Source organism: Actinomycetota bacterium, assembly GCA_005774595.1.
Taxonomy (GTDB): Bacteria; Actinomycetota; Coriobacteriia; order Anaerosomatales; family D1FN1-002; genus D1FN1-002.
The window spans coordinates 1-1,333 of sequence record VAUM01000434.1; the positions used below are offsets into that span (position 1 = coordinate 1).

A 1,333-nucleotide genomic window follows, 5' to 3' on the forward strand; every position below is an offset into this window, starting at 1 on the left:
CAGCCGGATGCTGCGCGAGCTCGATGCCGCCGACGAGGCGCGCATGGCCGAGGTCGCCGACGCCACGGCGGCGTGGGCCCGCGCGGAGGCCGGCGCGGGGCGCTTCGCCGGGTGGGTAGCCGAGGCGGACGGGGAGCCGGTGGGCGCGCTGACCGCAGGCGTGGTGCAGATGCCGCCCGGCTACCGGGTCGTCGACGGGCGGCATGCATACCTGTTCGGCATGTTCGTCGTCCCCGAGTGGCGTCGCCGCGGTGTCGCCAGCGCGCTCGTGCGCCTCGCGGTCGAGTGGGCGGAGCGCGAGGGCATCGGCCTGGTCACGCTTCAGGCGAGCCACGAAGGCGCGATGCTCTACCGCACGATGGGCTTCGAGCCCGGTCCGCAGATGCGCCTGTACACGCGGCACGCGTTCAGCGAGGACGACACCGGCTGCGCGTAGGGCCGGCCGTCCGAGGCACCGTGCGTCGCTTGGCGTATGTTGCAATCTCAACACCAGGCTTTCAATATGCAACATATGACGATGCTGAGACGACATCTCACGGAGCGCGTCCACCGGCTTCTGCGGTCGTTCCCCGTCGTGGTCATCGCGGGTCCTCGGCAGGTGGGCAAGTCGACGCTCGCCAAGGCCGTTCTCGCGGAGCGTTCGGGCAGCTATCTCAGCCTGGACGACGCGACGCTGCTGCAGACGGCTCTGGATGACCCTCGCGCTCTTGTCCGGCAGGGCGGGTTCACCGTCATCGACGAGGTGCAGCTCGCCCCCGATCTCCTGCGCGAGATCAAGATCGCGGTGGACGAGGGCCGGACTCCCGGGATGTTCCTGCTGACCGGCTCCGCGAACCTGCTGAAGATGCGCAGCGTGACCGAGTCGCTCGCAGGCCGTAGCGCGTGGGCCGAACTGGGGACGTTCACCTGGTCGGAGTTGGCGGGCGCCCCGGCTCCGCGCACCGTGGACGTCCTGTTCGCGGCGACAGGGGACGGCGAGGAGGCCATCGGCGCGCTTCCTGCCGTGCAGGCCGGGGCCGCGGACACCGTGCGGCGACTCGCCGTGCGCGGCGCGATGCCCGCAGCGCTCGCCTTAAGCCCCGCGGATCGCAGGGACTTCTACGACTCCTACCGGCTCACGTTCGTAGAGCGCGACCTCAGGCAACTCGCACGCGTGGAGGACCTGCAGGCGTTCGGCAGGGTGCTGGCGATGGCGATGGGCAGGACCTCGGGGCTGGTGAACTTCAGCGACCTGGCCGCCGACGCGCGCGTCTCGCCGCCCACCGCGCGGTCGTATCTCGACCTGCTCGAGACCGGGTGTCAGGTGCGGACGCTACCCGCCTACTTCGTGAAC

The 1,333-nt window shown here is 70.7% G+C and carries 2 protein-coding genes; both read left to right on the forward strand.

The window, feature by feature from the left end; genetic code table 11:
• Positions 1-436: GNAT family N-acetyltransferase (locus FDZ70_10750; protein ID TLM65879.1), on the forward strand; the 436-nt coding region annotated here is incomplete at its 5' end.
• Between the two features lie 36 nt (positions 437-472).
• Positions 473-1,333: ATP-binding protein (locus FDZ70_10755; GenBank protein TLM65880.1), on the forward strand; the 861-nt coding region annotated here is incomplete at its 3' end.